This window comes from Streptomyces sp. NBC_01235, from assembly GCF_035989285.1.
In the GTDB taxonomy this organism is placed as follows: Bacteria; Actinomycetota; Actinomycetes; order Streptomycetales; family Streptomycetaceae; genus Streptomyces.
The window spans coordinates 4159492-4173506 of record NZ_CP108513.1; the positions used below are offsets into that span (position 1 = coordinate 4159492).

The 14015-nt window shown below is 71.5% G+C and carries 11 protein-coding genes and 1 pseudogene; 6 read left to right on the plus strand and 6 right to left on the minus strand.

The window, feature by feature from the left end; genetic code table 11:
- Positions 1 to 146: 146 nt before the first annotated feature.
- A complete protein-coding gene (locus OG289_RS18275) occupies positions 147 to 875 on the minus strand; it encodes a Crp/Fnr family transcriptional regulator (RefSeq protein WP_327315087.1) in 729 nt (242 codons plus the stop codon).
- 225 nt (positions 876 to 1100) lie between these two features.
- On the opposite strand from OG289_RS18275, the gene OG289_RS18280 reads away from it, so the two are divergent.
- The 3 genes and pseudogenes from OG289_RS18280 to OG289_RS18290 all read left to right on the plus strand — a co-directional run.
- On the plus strand, positions 1101 to 1877 hold the full coding sequence (locus tag OG289_RS18280) for a hypothetical protein (protein WP_327315088.1): 777 nt from the start codon (positions 1101 to 1103) through the stop codon (positions 1875 to 1877).
- A 24-nt stretch (positions 1878 to 1901) separates the two neighbouring features.
- Entirely contained in the window at positions 1902 to 2333 is a 432-nt protein-coding gene (locus tag OG289_RS18285) for a hypothetical protein (protein WP_327315089.1), read from the plus strand.
- Between the two features lie 218 nt (positions 2334 to 2551).
- A pseudogene (locus OG289_RS18290) lies at positions 2552 to 2722 on the plus strand (IS200/IS605 family accessory protein TnpB-related protein); the annotation flags it as partial.
- 59 nt (positions 2723 to 2781) lie between these two features.
- On the opposite strand, the gene OG289_RS18295 reads toward OG289_RS18290, so the two are convergent.
- On the minus strand, positions 2782 to 3246 hold the full coding sequence (locus tag OG289_RS18295; protein WP_327315090.1) for an NUDIX hydrolase: 465 nt from the start codon (positions 3244 to 3246) through the stop codon (positions 2782 to 2784).
- A gap of 259 nt (positions 3247 to 3505) precedes the next feature.
- On the opposite strand from OG289_RS18295, the gene OG289_RS18300 reads away from it, so the two are divergent.
- Positions 3506 to 6829: a S8 family serine peptidase gene (locus OG289_RS18300; RefSeq protein ID WP_327315091.1), complete on the plus strand. Its 3324-nt coding sequence runs from the start codon at positions 3506 to 3508 to the stop codon at positions 6827 to 6829.
- 99 nt (positions 6830 to 6928) lie between these two features.
- Here the strand turns inward: OG289_RS18300 and OG289_RS18305 are convergent, their stop codons facing one another.
- Together OG289_RS18305 and OG289_RS18310 are read right to left on the minus strand one after the other, a co-directional pair.
- A complete protein-coding gene (locus tag OG289_RS18305; protein WP_327315092.1) occupies positions 6929 to 7750 on the minus strand; it encodes a hypothetical protein in 822 nt (273 codons plus the stop codon).
- 1 nt (position 7751) lies between these two features.
- Positions 7752 to 8294 (minus strand): sigma-70 family RNA polymerase sigma factor, encoded by a 543-nt coding sequence (locus OG289_RS18310; protein WP_327315093.1) that lies wholly within the window; start codon positions 8292 to 8294, stop codon positions 7752 to 7754.
- A gap of 303 nt (positions 8295 to 8597) precedes the next feature.
- Between OG289_RS18310 and OG289_RS18315 the strand changes: the two genes are divergently transcribed.
- The gene (locus tag OG289_RS18315) at positions 8598 to 9617 is read left to right on the plus strand and encodes an aspartate-semialdehyde dehydrogenase (protein ID WP_327315094.1); all 1020 of its coding nucleotides are present in this window, start codon (positions 8598 to 8600) and stop codon (positions 9615 to 9617) included.
- On the opposite strand, the gene OG289_RS18320 is transcribed toward OG289_RS18315, so the two are convergent.
- On the minus strand, positions 9604 to 10095 hold the full coding sequence (locus tag OG289_RS18320) for a DUF1203 domain-containing protein (protein WP_327315095.1): 492 nt from the start codon (positions 10093 to 10095) through the stop codon (positions 9604 to 9606). The genes OG289_RS18315 and OG289_RS18320 overlap by 14 nt on opposite strands.
- 303 nt (positions 10096 to 10398) lie before the next feature.
- Between OG289_RS18320 and pepN the strand changes: the two genes are divergently transcribed.
- A complete protein-coding gene (gene pepN / locus OG289_RS18325) occupies positions 10399 to 12993 on the plus strand; it encodes an aminopeptidase N (protein WP_327315096.1) in 2595 nt (864 codons plus the stop codon).
- Here pepN and OG289_RS18330 read toward each other — a convergent pair.
- On the minus strand, positions 12987 to 13946 hold the full coding sequence (locus OG289_RS18330) for an EamA family transporter (protein WP_327315097.1): 960 nt from the start codon (positions 13944 to 13946) through the stop codon (positions 12987 to 12989). The genes pepN and OG289_RS18330 overlap by 7 nt on opposite strands.
- Between the last annotated feature and the right edge of the window lie 69 nt (positions 13947 to 14015).

Here is a 14015-nt window from a genome sequence, read left to right on the forward strand (position 1 = left end):
CGGCACCCCCGTCAAATTATGGTTTCGTGTCGGGCCCCTCCAATTTCGCCACCCGCCGCACACAAGTGGACTCAACTCCCTTGAGGCAAACGGAAGTTCGAGAATTCGAAAGTTCACCGATCACGCTCGCCGCTCACCGATCGCGCTCACCGATCGCCGAAGGCGATGTCGCTCAGCCGGGAGAGGCTGTCCACGCGGATGGAGCGGTAGCCCGTGGTGACCGCTCCCAGGTCCCGGAACCGGCGCAGGGCCTTCTGCACGCTGGGCTCCGACGCGGCTGCCAGACCGGCGAGTTCGGGCTGGGTGATCGGCCAGCGGATCACGGCGCCCTCGCCGGCCCGCTCCCCGTACGTCATCACGAGATGGTGCAGCACTCGGGCCAGCCGCGTGGCCGCGTCGCAGCCGGTGAAGTTGACGCGGTGGGTGGTCGCGGAGCGCAGCTTGGCCACGACGGTCCGGTTGACGGCGTGGGAGATCCGGGGCTCGTCCCGGGTGCAGGCGAGGAAGTCCGCCCGGGTCACGCTCTGCGCGAGGACCGGCCCGCAGGTGGTCACCGTGGCCGAGCGGGGCTGTCCGTCCACCGCGGCGAACTCGCCGACCACGTCCCCGCCCATCCGGACGGCCAACAGGGCGTCGCGGTCGTCGTCGGCGTGCCCGGTGACCTTGACCAGGCCGTCGAGCAGGATCAGCACGAAGTCCGTCCGGTCCGCCTCCCGCATGAGCACCTTGTCGGGCGGGTAGCGCACCCGCGTCCCCAGGGCGAGCAGCAGGTCCCGGTCGGCCGGGCCCAGGCCTCCGAGCAGGCTCGACGGCGGCCAGTCCCGCACCTCACCCGGCCGCCGCCCGTTCGCCTCGCGGCGCGCGTCGCCGTCCATGGCCCCACCCCTCTCCCAAGGGATCGATCACACCACCCGGACTCAGTGTGCGCCCCGAACCCCGGTTTCCTACGCGACCCGGTATTCCTACGAGACCCTGTATTCCTACGAGTTGTTCGTGCCGCACCAGGAGAACAGTGGACACCGGGGGACGGGACGGCGCGGGCGCGCACACCCGCGTTCCGCGCCGTGCCGCACCCCGCCGCCGATCCGGAGAAGGGCCGCATGGAAGCACAGTGGGAGTACCGGGCCGTACTGGCCGTGGACATCGAGAAGTCGTCGGGGCGGGGGAACGTGGCACTGCTGCGCAACCGCGAGGCGCTGCGGACGCTGCTCCGCGAGGCGTTCCGTCGCAGCGGCGTCGACTGGGAGCGTTGCGTGCGGGCCGATCTGGGCGACGGTCTGCGCGTGACGGCACCGGCGGGGACGCCGAAGGCGCGTCTGGTCCACCCCCTCGTCCAGGAGCTCGCCGGCCTGCTGCGCGACCACAACAGCGCCCAGGACGACCGCGCGACCCGGATCCGGGTCCGCGTCGCGCTCCACGCCGGGGAGGTCTCCCTCTCGCCGGACGGCGAGGTCGCGGGCAGCCCGCTGGAGATCCTGGCTCGCCTGCTCGACGCGCCTGCCGCACGCGCGGCCCTTGCCCGGGCTCCGCGGACCGTGCCCGTGTCACTGCTGCTGTCGCAGCACGTCCACGACGAGACGGTACGACACGGCTATTCGGGCATCGATCCGGCCGCCTTCCGCAAGGTCGAGGTCAAGGTGAAGGAGTTCACCGCCGCCGCGTGGCTGCACACCCCCGGCTGGCTGCCGCCGGACGAGGCGGAGAAAGCGGAGAAAGCGGAGAAGGCGGCGGAGCCGGGGGACGACGTGGCCGCGGCAGGCCGGCGTGACGGGTCGTCTCAGGGCGCCTCGAAGCAGGTCAACAAGGCGTCGAGGAAGGGTGTCGTCTACGCCGCCCAGAACGGCGACCAGCACATCCGCATCACCGGAAAGCGATGAGGGAGCGTCCATGGAGGAGTGCCCGTGAACGACGAACTGGCCGTCCTGGCCCAGGCGGGGGCCGCCGCTCTGGTCACGGCGATGGCGACGGACATGTGGCTGGAGACGAGGGACACGGTCGTCGGCCTGTTCCGGCGCGCCGACCGCGACGGCGGCCATGACCACGGCGCCGGACTGGAGGGCCGGCTCGACGGCAACGCCGCACTCGTGCAGGACTCCGCCACCCCCGACGACGTACGGCGGGCCCTGTTCGGCTACTGGACGCTGGAGTTGGCAGCGCTGCTGCGGCGCGACCCCTCCTGCGGCGAGCCCCTCGCCCGCCTCGCGTCCGGCGTCGACGCCACCCTGCTGAACGGGCTCCGGGCGAACGCGTCTGGACAGACGAACACGGCCCGGGACTCCGGCACCGTGTTCGCCGTCCAGTACGGGACCCAGCACGCCGACCGGCGACGGTGACGACGTTCCGTCCGTACGGCGGTCGAGCCGGGCCCAGGCCTTCTTCGGTGGGCGCCGGCCCGGCGCGGGCAGGCGGCCGAAACGGTGTGCCGCGCGGGCAGATCGCGTCGGTCGGGGGCGCGGTCCGCGCGTCCGCCGGGGACGAAGGCGGACAACCGACACCGGACGGCTCTTCCTCCAACTCCCCGCCGCCCTCGCCCATCTGACGAATGGTCCGCATCGCGATCGGGCGACGCGCCCTCGGACACCCGATCCGGCGACCGGGAGCACGACGGCGTGAGGAAGCCCGCCCCCGCGTCCCCGGACCACGGACGAGATCCGTGCCGCCCGGCAGCGGAGCGGAGCGGAAGCGGGCAACCAGAACGCCCGACACCGTTCGGGGGGTTCGGCTGAGCGTGAGTACTGGCAACAGGACTCACTCCCACTCAGTCTGTGGGAGCGGTTTGCCTCACGCCTCCGGCGGCACGAACACCCGTCCGTCCACCGGCCGTTCGCGCCACAGTCTCAGCGCCACGTCGACCAGTCGCACCCGGGTGAGGTCCGGGACCGCCTCCAGGTCGTGCCAGGCGGCCAGGTCGGTGGAGCCGTTCACCTCGTTGCGCAGTTCGCCGCCGACGACCCGGCCCTCGTAGACGATGCGCAGACCGTGGTGGTCCCTGGGACCGCGCAGGCCCCCGCGGCGGAAGACGCGGCGGGAGGAGTCGACGCCGAGGAGGCCGGTCACCTCGACGCGGTAGCCGGTCTCCTCGTCCAGTTCGCGCACGACGGTGTCGAGGGGGTCCTCGCCGTGCTCCATGCCGCCGCCGGGCAGCACCCACTCGGGGGTGCCGTCGGGGGCCGGTGAGCGGGCGAGCAGAATTCGGCCGTCGCGGACACAGACGGCGTAGGCCGCCACCCTCAACCTCTTGCGCATACAGGGACGCTAGCCGTTCGAGGCGGATCAGGAGGGGCAATATCCCGCACATCGCGCACACAGTCCGCACGCAGCATCCACACAGGTGGCTCGTAGAGGGTTTTCCCCATACATCCATATCGATTCGGTCAACTCTCCCCAAACAGCAGCCCCTTAGGTAAAGCTTTGCGGTCATCCGGGACCGCGTTCCGGACGACCGTGATCAGGCAGGAACGTCCTGGTCATGTGCTGCTCGTTCCTTTACCTACAAGGGATGCCGATGACCCTCACCCCCCAGCGTGAACCGATATCGGGCGCAAGACGCGTGGCCCGCATAGCCGTGGCCGCCGGCCTGGTGGCCGCGCTGTCCGCGGCCGGGCCGATACCCATGGCCCTCGCCGCCGACGCCGGCCAGACCCCGGCCGCGGCCGACCCGGGCGTGAAGTCCGCCCACGACAAGCTCGGTTCCGACGACGCCGGCCTCCTCGCCGAGGCCAAGGCCGACGGCGACAAGAACGTCACGCTGATGGTCGCGACCGCCCCCGGCCAGACCGAGCAGGTCGCCAAGGAGCTGGACGCGGTCAAGGGCGGCTCCGTGGGCCAGTCCTACGACAAGGTCGGCTACGTCCGCGCCACCGTCCCGACGGCCAAGGCCGACTCGGCGATCGCCGCCGCGGCCAAGCTGACCTCGGTGCACGCCATCGACCTGCGGCAGGACATCGCCCTCGACGACCCGACGCCGGACGCGGACACCGCGAAGAGCGCCAAGTCCGCCCCGTCCGCCACGAAGACGAAGACCTACGCGGCGCCGGACGAGAACACCCCCGCCAAGAACCCGTACAACCCGTCCTTCGAGACGGGCGCCGTCGACTTCGTGAAGAAGAACCCGAAGGCGGACGGCCGCGGTGTCACCATCGGCATCCTCGACTCCGGTGTCGACCTGGCGCACCCCGCGCTGCAGAAGACCACCACCGGCGAGCGCAAGATCGTCGACTGGGTGACGTCCACCGACCCGATCCTCGACGGCGACGCCTCCTGGCGCCCGATGACGACCTCCGTGTCCGGCCCGAGCTTCACCTTCGGCGGCCGGGCCTGGACGGCGAAGGCCGGCTCGTACCAGATCAACCTCTTCCGGGAGTCCGCCACCGCGGGCGGTGACGCCAAGGGCGACGTCAACCGCGACGGCGACACCACCGACACGTGGGGCGTCCTGTACGACGCCGCGGCCGGCACGGTCACCGTCGACGTGAACAACAACGGCGACTTCACCGACGACGCCGCGATGAAGCCGTACAAGGACGGCTACCAGATCGGGTACTTCGGCACCGACAACCCGGCGACCGACGTCGCCGAGCGGCAGCCGTTCGTCGTGCAGATCCGCAAGGACGTGCCGATGGACCCGTTCGGCGGCGACTGGGTCGGCAAGAAGGCCGACTTCGCCAACATCGGTCTCATCGCCAGCGAGCACGGCACGCACGTCGCCGGCATCACCGCCGCGAACGGACTGTTCGGCGGCAGGATGAACGGCGCCGCGCCCGGCGCGAAGATCGTCTCCGCCCGTGCCTGCATCTTCGGCCCGGGCTGCACCAACGTCGCCCTCACCGAGGGCATGATCGACCTGGTCGTCAACCGCGGTGTCGACATCGTCAACATGTCGATCGGCGGTCTGCCGGGTCTGAACGACGGCAACAACGCGCGAGCCGAGCTGTACACGCGCCTCATCGACACCTACGGCGTCCAGCTCGTGATCTCCGCGGGCAACGAGGGCCCCGGCGCCAACACCATCGGCGACCCCGGTCTGGCCGACAAGGTGATCTCGGTCGGCGCGGCCATCTCCAAGGAGACCTGGGCGTCCAACTACGGCTCGCAGGTGACGAAGAAGTACGCGCTGCTGCCGTTCTCCTCGCGCGGCCCGCGTGAGGACGGCGGCTTCACGCCGACCCTCGTCGCCCCGGGCGCGGCGATCAACACCACCCAGACCTGGCTGCCGGGCGCGCCGGTCGCCGAGTCCGGCTACTCGCTGCCGGCCGGCTACTCGATGCTCCAGGGCACCTCGATGGCCTCCCCGCAGGCCGCGGGCGCCTCGGCGCTGCTGATCTCCGCCGCCAAGCAGCAGAAGGTCGCGCTCACCCCGGCGATCCTGCGCACGGCGCTGACCTCGACCGCCGACCACATCAAGGGTCTGCAGGCCTACGAGGAGGGCGCGGGCGCGATCAACATCGTGGACGCCTGGAAGTCCATCAGGAAGGGCGCCACCGCCCACGACTACACGGTCAAGGCCCCGGTCGACACCGCGCTCGACCAGGCGCTGAAGACGCCGGGCTTCGGCACCGGCATCTACGACCGCGAGAGCGGCCTGAAGGCCGGGCAGAAGAAGACGTACGACGTCACCCTCACCCGTACGTCCGGCGCCGACAAGGCGATCCGCCACGAGCTGCACCTCGAGAACAACGCGGCCGGCACCTTCAGGATCCTCGGCTCGGACGAGGTGAAGCTGCCGCTGAACAAGCCGGTGACGGTCAAGATCCAGGCCCAGCCGAAGGCCGCGGGCATCGCCAGCGCGATCCTGGAGGTCGACGACCCGAAGACCGAGGGCCTCGACAAGCAGATCCTCAACACGGTCATCGTCTCGACGCCGGTGAAGCACACGTTCCACGTCTCGAACACCGTGCAGCGCAACAGCTCCCAGTCCTACTTCCTGACCGTGCCCGAGGGCGCCAAGTCCTTCGAGGTCGCGATCGGCGGGCTGAAGGACAAGAGCCAGACCCGGTTCATCTCGATCCACCCGTACGGTACGGCGGTCGAGGACAGCTCCACGATCTACTGCTACAGCAACTACCCCAACACCAACGGCTGCCGGCCCGACGCCCGCTCGTACCAGAACCCGCAGGCCGGGGTCTGGGAGATCGAGGTCGAGTCGCGCCGCACCTCGCCGCTGCTCGACAACCCGTACACGCTGGACGCCACCGTCTACGGCGCGGTCTTCGACCCGGAGAACGTGACCGTGCCCGAGGCGAAGGTCGGCACGCCGGCCGCCGTCTCCTGGAAGGTGACGAACAACTTCGCCGCCTTCGACGGCAAGCTGGCCGGCGGTCCGCTCGGCTCGTCCAAGACGGCCCGCCCGACCATCGCCAACGGCGAGACCCAGACCACCACGGTCGAGGTCCCGGCCGGCGCCAAGTCGCTGGACGTCTCCATCGGCAAGGTCTCCGACGCCTCCGCCGACCTGGACCTGACGGTCTTCGACGCCAACGGCACTCAGGTCGGACAGTCCGCCGACGGTGACTCGGAGGAGGCCGTCTCCATCCCGTCGCCCGCCGCCGGCACGTACACCATCGAGGTCGCGGGCTACTCGGTCCCGGCCGGCACCACGGCGTACGACTACGTGGACGCGTTCCTCTCGTCCACGCTCGGCACCGTCACCGTCGACGAGTCGACGCCGGTGAAGCTGGCCACGGGCGCCTCGGCGGCCGTCTCCGCCACCGTCACCGCCGCGGCCACCGCGCCGGAGGGTCGGGTCCTGTTCGGCCAGGTCCAGCTGGTGAACGCGCGGGGCACCGTCGCGGGCGCCGGCAACGTGACGATCGAGAAGGTCACTCCGTAACACCTTGAGCGGGAGTGCGGGGGCGGGCGTCCGGACGGGCGCCCGCCCCTCGCCCGTTCGCGGCCGGCCCGCCGTCCGGCCCGCAGTCCGGCCCGCGGCCTATTCGCAGGTGACGCCCTCCGTGTCGGGCAGTGCCCGGGTGAGCGCCTCCCGCTCGGAGGCGATGTCGGGTTCGCCGACCGCCCAGACGTCGGGGATGGCGGCCCCCTTCGCCAGGGCGACCAGGACGTGGTCGCCCTCGCCGAGCAGCGGGTCCATGTCGTCCTCCATGACGAAGTCGACCTCTGGGGCGCTCCGGGCGGGCTTGTACGCGTGGGTGACGCGCAGGGTGACGCGTTCGCGGGTCGTGCCGGGCAACCGGTGGACGTCCGTCACGTCGCCCTCCACGACCAGCCGGGCGCAGGCGAGGTAACCGGGGTCGCCGAGGGCACTGCCGGCGCCCTCGGACGCCTTGGCGCCCGCCTCGCCGGCGCCGGCGTCACTGGCGGAGGTCTTGTCCGCCGCGCCGTCGTTCACCCCGTGCCCGGCCTGGAGGACCACCCACCCGGCCCCGAGGACCAGCGCGCCGGCGGCGGCGACGCCCACGGCGCGCAGGGCCAGGGGGCGCAGGCGGCGTCGGGGCAGCCGCAGCTGTCGTGCGGGAGCGGTCGCGTGCTGTCGTACGGGAGCGGTCGCGTGCTCCCGGGCCTCATCGGCCGGTTGCATCCGAGCGTCCGCGAGCAGGGTGTCCGCGACGAGGCCGAGCTGCTCGCGCAACAGGGCGATGTCCGCCGTCGCCGAGCGGTACTCCGTCATGAAGGCGGCGTCCTCGAGACTCTCGTCGGGCAGCCGCTCGCCGGTGATCGCCGCCATCAGCGCGTCCGGCCCGGCGCCGCCCGCGGGTCCCCCGTGTCCGGCGCGGTCCTCGTGTTCCGCGGTCACGTCACACCACCTCGTCCTCGTGCAGGCGGGCGCGCAGGGCCCGTACCGCCGTGTGCAGGCGGCTCTTGACCGTGCCCTCCGGAACACCCAGCTCCTGGGCGATCGAGCGCACCGGCAGGTCGGCGTAGAAGCGCAGGACGAGGACCTGACGCTGGGCGTCGGGCAGGTCGTCCAGGCCCCGGGCGACGGCGAGGGAGAGCACGCTGGTGTCCTCGCCGGAGGGGTGCTCGTGCTGGCGCAGGGAGGCCAGCCGCTCGCCGAGCCGCTCCTGACGACGCTTGGCTCGGTGCCAGTCCATGGCGAGGTTGGAGGCGACGACCGCCGCCCACGCGGAGACGTCGCGCGGGGCCTCGTACCCCTTCGCGGCGCGCTCCAGCAGCCGCAGCCGTACCTGCTGTACCCCGTCCGGCAGGTCCGCCTGCGGCACCCCGCCCAGCGCGAGCACCGCCCGCACCCGGCGTTCCTGCGCCGCGTCCAGAGGATCGTCGCCGTGTACGGCCCCGTCTTCCTGGGCGCGGCGGGCCTTTCTGCGCAGCAAAGCCACCCCTCCCCTCCCCGCGTTTCCTCTACGACGCCGCAGCGCACGGAAACGTTCGGCCGGGTTTCCCGGAGTTTCGCCGAGGCGTACGTCACACCGTCGCGCGACGCAGCACAGCTTGCGGCACCAGGCCCGCACAGGGCGAATTTCTGCAGTTCAGCGGGGGTCCGGGCCGGAGTTTCGCAACCGGTGAGCCGGTCGGGGCGTCCCAGCCCTCGGGCATGGCGTCCAAAGAATTGGACAGGCGGACCAGGGTCGGCCGCATCATGGAAAAGCCGCAGACATGCAGGAACACGTAAGGGAGTCGCTGTGAGGGTCGGAATCGTCGGAGCCACCGGTCAGGTCGGCACGGTCATGCGCAGGATCCTCAAGGAGCGCGACTTCCCGGTCACCGAACTGCGCCTGTTCGCGTCGGCCCGGTCGGCGGGCACGAGCCTGGACGGCGTGACGGTGGAGGACGCGGCGACGGCCGACTACTCGGGCCTGGACATCGTCCTGTTCTCCGCGGGCGGCGCGACCTCGAAGGCGCTGGCCGAGAAGGTCGCCTCGCAGGGCGCGGTCGTGATCGACAACTCGTCGGCCTGGCGCCGGGACCCGGACGTCCCGCTGGTCGTCTCCGAGGTGAACCCGCACGCGATCGCGAACCGCCCCAAGGGCATCATCGCCAACCCGAACTGCACGACGATGGCCGCGATGCCCGTCCTGAAGCCGCTGCACGCGGAGGCCGGCCTGGAGGCGCTGGTCGTGGCGACGTACCAGGCGGTGTCCGGGTCGGGTGTCGCGGGCGTGGCGGAGCTGCACGGCCAGGCGCAGAAGGTCGTCGCCGACGCGGACAAGCTGGCCCATGACGGCGAGGCGGTGGACTTCCCCGAGCCGCAGGTCTACAAGCGCCCGATCGCCTTCAACGTGGTACCGCTCGCGGGCTCGATCGTCGACGACGGTCTGTACGAGACGGACGAGGAGCAGAAGCTCCGCAACGAGTCCCGCAAGATCCTGGAGATCCCCGGCCTCAAGGTCTCCGGCACCTGCGTCCGGGTGCCGGTCTTCTCCGGTCACTCCCTCCAGGTCAACGCCCGCTTCGCCCGCCCGCTGTCGGTGGAGCGCGCCACGGAGCTGCTGGGCGCGGCCGAGGGCGTGGTCCTCACCGACATCCCGACCCCCCTCCAGGCGGCCGGCAAGGACCCGTCCTACGTGGGCCGCATCCGCCGGGACGAGACCGTGGACAACGGCCTCGCCCTGTTCGTCTCCAACGACAACCTGCGCAAGGGCGCGGCCCTGAACGCGGTGCAGATCGCGGAGCTGGTCGCGGCGGAGCTCAAGGCCGTCTGACCTCGTAGAGGAAACAGCCGTACTCGACGGCCCGGACGTGCACGAACGCCACGTCCGGGTCGTCGAACGCGTCCTGGAACGCCGCGTCGAGCCCGCCGACGCCGACGAGCGCGCCGCCCAGGATGCGGCCCTCGGCGGAGTACCGCCGCACGGTGCGGTGCGCCTGGGCGAAGGGGTACCCGTCCCCGGCGAACCCCGCGCAGACGCCGGCGTGGACGAAGACGGGCCCCTGCTCGTCATAGGCCCCGGGGTCGACCCCCGCCCCGGCCGCCCAACGACGCAGCGGCGCGTACGAGACGAGCGCGATCCGCTCCCCCACCGCACTGCGCCGCAGACAGCACCGCAGCGGCGCCCCGCCCTCCCCGTCGGCGAATGATCCCGTCCTCCGTCCGGCGTCATCGACGACCCGAAGCTCGTCGAGCACGCCGGGCGGGATGGCTCGTGGCGCGTAAGCCACGTCGTTCGCTGTGAAGGTCATACGTCCACCCTGACGGCAGCCGCCCGACAAGACCGGCGGCTTCCGGACGCCACGCTCGAGAGCGTCCTCTCCGACGGTCCCGGCGGAGGCGGTGCGAGGGGTGACCGCGGGGGTGGTCGCGGGGGATGTGGAGGCAATGCGTCCACCGTTCGGCTCCGGGGGAACGCTTCGCACAACGTCCCGGGGAACGGACAGCGAGGACGGGCAGCGGGGCGGACGGCCGCCTGCCCGGAAGGTCGTCGCCTCGGGCAGCCGTCCCGTGGAAGGATGGCGCAACCGACACATATCCGAGGAGATGACCGCGTGCCTGGCACAAACCTGACTCGCGAAGAGGCGCAGCAGCGGGCGAAGCTGCTCACCGTTGACTCGTACGAGATCGATCTCGACCTCTCCGGCGCGCAGGAAGGCGGTACCTACCGGTCCGTGACCACGGTGCGCTTCGACGTCGCCGAGAGCGGGACGGAGTCCTTCATCGACCTCGTGGCCCCGACCGTCCACGAGGTGACGCTCAACGGGGACGCGCTGGATCCGGACGAGGTCTTCAAGGACTCCCGGATCGCGCTCACGGGACTGCTCGAGGGCCGTAACGTCCTTCGTGTCGTCGCCGACTGCGCCTACACCAACACCGGCGAGGGCCTGCACCGCTTCGTCGACCCGGTCGACGAACAGGCCTACCTGTACACGCAGTTCGAGGTGCCGGACGCCCGCCGCGTGTTCGCGTCCTTCGAGCAGCCGGACCTCAAGGCGACCTTCCAGTTCACGGTGAAGGCCCCGACCGGCTGGACCGTCATCTCCAACTCCCCGACGCCGGAGCCCAAGGACGACGTCTGGGTGTTCGAGCCGACCCCGCGGATCTCCACCTACATCACCGCGCTCGTCGTCGGCCCGTACCACTCCGTCCACAGCGTGTACGAGAAGGACGGGCAGTCGGTGCCCCTCGGCATCTACTGCCGGCCCTCCCTCGCCGAGTTCCTCGACTCGGACGCGATCTTCGAGGTCACGCGGCAGGGCTTCGACTGGTTCCAGGAGAAGTTCGACTACGCGTACCCGTTCAAGAAGTACGACCAGCTGTTCGTGCCGGAGTTCAACGCGGGCGCGATGGAGAACGCGGGTGCCGTCACCATCCGGGACCAGTACGTGTTCCGGTCGAAGGTCACAGACGCCGCCTACGAGGTGCGGGCCGCCACGATCCTGCACGAGCTGGCCCACATGTGGTTCGGCGACCTGGTCACCATGGAGTGGTGGAACGACCTGTGGCTGAACGAGTCGTTCGCCACCTACGCCGAGGCCGCCTGCCAGGCCTACTCCCCGCAGTCGCGCTGGCCGCACTCGTGGACCACGTTCGCCAACTCCATGAAGACGTGGGCGTACCGGCAGGACCAGCTGCCCTCCACGCACCCGATCATGGCCGAGATCCGTGACCTGGACGACGTCCTGGTCAACTTCGACGGCATCACCTACGCCAAGGGCGCGTCCGTCCTGAAGCAGCTCGTCGCGTACGTCGGGATGGACGAGTTCTTCAAGGGCGTCCAGGCGTACTTCAAGCGTCACGCCTTCGGCAACACCCGCCTCTCCGACCTCCTCGGCGCGCTGGAGGAGACCTCCGGGCGTGACCTGAAGGCCTGGTCGAAGCTGTGGCTGGAGACGGCCGGCATCAACGTCCTGCGCCCGGAGATCGAGACCGACGCCGACGGCGTCATCACGTCCTTCGCCATCCGCCAGGAGGCCCCGGCGCTCCCCGCGGGCGCGAAGGGCGAGCCGACGCTGCGCCCGCACCGCATCGCGGTCGGCCTGTACGACCTCGACGACGACAGCGGCAAGCTGGTGCGTGGCGTGGGAGCCCCCCCGGCCGAAGGCTGGGGGAGGATCGAGCTGGACGTCGACGGCGAGCTGACGGCCGTCCCGCAGCTGGTCGGCAAGCGCCGGCCGGACGTGGTCCTGCTCAACGACGACGACCTGTCGTACGCCAAGGTCCGCCTGGACGAGCAGTCCCTCGCGTTCGTCACCGAGCACCTCGGCGACTTCGAGTCGTCCCTGCCGCGCGCCCTGTGCTGGGCGTCGGCCTGGGACATGACCCGGGACGCCGAGCTGCCCGCCCGCGACTACCTGTCCCTGGTGCTGTCCGGCATCGGCAAGGAGTCCGACATCGGCGTGGTGCAGTCGCTGCACCGCCAGGTCAAGCTCGCCATCGACCTGTACGCCGACCCGAGCGCCCGCGAGGCCCTGCTGACCCGCTGGACGGACGCCACGCTGGCCCACCTGCGGTCCGCGGAGGCGGGCAGCGACCACCAGCTGGCGTGGGCGCGGGCGTTCGCGGCCACGGCCCGCACGCCGGAGCAGCTGGACCTCCTGGAGGCCCTGCTGGACGGCACGCAGACGGTCGAGGGCCTGGCCGTCGACACCGAGCTGCGCTGGGCGTTCGTGGAGCGTCTCGCGGCGGTCGGCCGGTTCGACGAGACGGAGATCGCCGGGGAGTACGAGCGGGACAGGACGGCCGCCGGTGAGCGGCACGCGGCGACCGCCCGGGCCGCCCGGCCGACCCCGGAGGCCAAGGCGGAGGCGTGGGCGTCGGTCGTCGAGTCCGACAAGCTGCCGAACGCCGTGCAGGAGGCCGTCATCGGCGGCTTCGTCCAGACCGACCAGCGTGAGCTGCTCGCGCCCTACACGGACACGTACTTCGAGGTCGTCAAGGGCATCTGGGACACCCGTTCGCACGAGATCGCCCAGCAGGTCGCGATCGGCCTCTACCCGACGGTCCAGGTCTCCCAGGAGACCCTGGACAAGACGGACGCCTGGCTGGCCTCGGCCGAGCCGAACGCGGCCCTGCGCCGCCTCGTCTCCGAGTCCCGCTCGGGCGTGGAGCGCGCGCTGCGGGCCCAGGCGGCGGACGCTCAGTAGTTCAGGCGGTCCGAGTACTCGGACCGGTTCGCGTGGTTCGCAGGAACAGGCGTCGTACGCGTACGACGGTGAGGGCGTCCGGTGTCGTGCCGGGCGCCCTTGCCCGTTCCCCCGCGCTGTCCCGCCACCGTCGCGCCGAACGCCAGCGCCATGCCCGTCAGCTGCACCGGCGTCAGGGCCTGGCCCAGGGCGGCCCAGCCGACGACGGCCGCGGTCAGCGGGGAGAGCGGGCCGAGGAAGGTGACCTGGGTCGCGCTGAGGCGGCCGATGCCGCGGAACCACAGCCAGTACGAGACGGCCGTGTTCGCCAGGGCGAGGTAGAGATAGCCGCCGACCGCACGGCCGTCCAGGGCGGGCGGAGCGCCCTCGACGAGGAAGGCGAGCGGGGCGATGAGCAGGCCGCCCGCGGTGAGCTGCCAGCCGGTGAGGACGAGCGGGCCGACGCCGTCCGGGCGGCCCCATTTCTTGGTGAGGACCGTGCCGGCCGACATCGAGGCGGTGGAGGCGAGCGCGGCCAGGACACCGACGGGATCGAGCGCTCCGGCCGCCTTCAGCACGACGAGGCTGACGCCGGACGCGGCCACGACCCCGGTGAGCAGGGTCCGGGGGGTCGGTCGCTGCCCCAGCAGGAGCGCCGAGAGCCCCACGACGAAGAGCGGTCCGACAGAGCCGACGACCGCGGCCATACCGCCGGGCAGCCGGTAGGCGGAGAGGAAGAGGAGCGGGAAGAAGGCGCCGATGTTCAGCGCGCCGAGCACCGCGGCCTTCCCCCACCAGATGCCGCGCGGCAGCACCCGGCCGAGCCCGAGCAGCAGCAGCCCGGCGGGCAGGGCCCGCATCAGGCCGGTGAACAGGGGGCGGTCGGCGGGGAGGAACTCGGTGGTGACGGCGTAGGTGGTGCCCCAGGAGACCGGGGCGAGAGCGGTGAGCAGGACGGTGGCGGGCCGCTTCATGACCGGTCCCTTCGTCGAGGAGGCGCGGGGCGTGGCGGGCGTGTGGGATGTGTGGAGCGAGGCCGCCTC

Excerpts from the sequence above, each read along its gene's own strand:
- OG289_RS18300 (WP_327315091.1), top strand. The coding sequence starts at position 3,506 with ATGACCCTCACCCCCCAGCGTGAACCGATATCGGGCGCAAGACGCGTG.
- OG289_RS18275 (WP_327315087.1), bottom strand. The coding sequence starts at position 875 with ATGGACGGCGACGCGCGCCGCGAGGCGAACGGGCGGCGGCCGGGTGAG.
- OG289_RS18295 (WP_327315090.1), bottom strand. The coding sequence starts at position 3,246 with ATGCGCAAGAGGTTGAGGGTGGCGGCCTACGCCGTCTGTGTCCGCGAC.
- OG289_RS18320 (WP_327315095.1), bottom strand. The coding sequence starts at position 10,095 with ATGACCTTCACAGCGAACGACGTGGCTTACGCGCCACGAGCCATCCCG.
- OG289_RS18280 (WP_327315088.1), top strand. The coding sequence starts at position 1,101 with ATGGAAGCACAGTGGGAGTACCGGGCCGTACTGGCCGTGGACATCGAG.
- OG289_RS18330 (WP_327315097.1), bottom strand. The coding sequence starts at position 13,946 with ATGAAGCGGCCCGCCACCGTCCTGCTCACCGCTCTCGCCCCGGTCTCC.